This is a genomic window from Lacticaseibacillus zhaodongensis, from assembly GCF_009687905.1.
GTDB lineage: Bacteria > Bacillota > Bacilli > Lactobacillales > Lactobacillaceae > Lacticaseibacillus > Lacticaseibacillus zhaodongensis.
Map to the genome: position 1 here is coordinate 1 of NZ_BLBG01000004.1, position 1,295 is coordinate 1,295.

Consider the following 1,295-nt stretch of genomic DNA (forward strand, 5'->3'; position numbering starts at 1 on the left):
AAGGAAGTCACGGATGCCAAGAAGAATTACAACGATGTTGTAACGGCAGCAGATAACGGTACGGCAACCACAGCTGATATTCAGGCTGCGGCTGACGCAGTCACGGCTGCAAATACAGCAGCTGAAACGGCACGGACAACTGGTCAGACTTCTCTGGATCAGGACGCCAGCCCAGTAGCAAACGAAACGCCAGTTTCCAATGCCAAGGGCAAGCTGGATGACCTGATGGGTGACCCAACCAGCAGCACAGAAGATATCAATGACGCGGCAGCTGCTTATGACCAAGCTATCAACGATGCCAAGGATGCGCGTGATGATGCTAATGATAAAGCCGCTACTGCTCTGAACCAGGATGCGAGTCCAGTCGAAAACGAGCAGCCAGTCAAGGATGCCAAGGATAAGCTCCAGAGCACAGTCAATGATCCAAGCGCTACGACTGATGACATCAACAAGGCGGCCGAAGATTACACCAAGGCCATCGATGATGCCAAGGAAGCTCGTGACGATGCGAAGGATGCCGGCAACACAGCTCTGAACCAGGATGCAAGTCCAGTTGATAACGAGCAGACAGTCCAAGATGCCAAGGATAAGCTCCAGAGCACAGTCAATGATTCAAGTGCTACGACTGATGACATCAACAAGGCAGCCGAAGATTACACCAAGGCCATCGATGACGCCAAGGAAGCCCGTGACGATGCGAAGGATACCGGCAACACGGCCCTGAACCAGGATGCAAGTCCGGTTGAAAACGAGCAGCCAGTTCAAGACGCCAAGGATAAGCTGCAAGACACAGTCGATGACCCTAACAGCACAACGGACGACATCAATCAAGCAGCTAAGGATTACACCAAGGCTATCGATGATGCCAAGAACGCCCGTGACGACGCGAAGGATGCCGGCAACACGGCCCTGAACCAGGATGCAAGTCCTGTAACCAACGAGCAGCCAGTTCAAGACGCCAAGGATAAGCTGCAAGACACAGTCGATGATCCAAGTGCTACGACTGATGACATCAACAAGGCAGCTGAGGATTACAGCAAGGCCATTGATGATGCCAAGCAGGCTCGTGACGATGCGAAGGATGCCGGTAACACGGCTCTGAACCAGGATGCAAGTCCAGTCGAAAACGAGCAGCCAGTTCAAAACGCCAAAGACAAACTCCAGAACACAATTGATGACCCAAGCGCTACGACTGATGACATTAACAAGGCAGCCGAGGACTACACCAAGGCCATCGACGATGCCAAGGATGCACGTGATGATGCGAAGAATGCCGGCAACACGGCTCTGAACCA

The 1,295-nt window shown here is 52.7% G+C and carries 1 pseudogene; it reads left to right on the plus strand.

The features are described 5' to 3' along the window. Window positions 1–1,295, plus strand: a pseudogene (locus GN107_RS11300) (hypothetical protein); the annotation flags it as partial.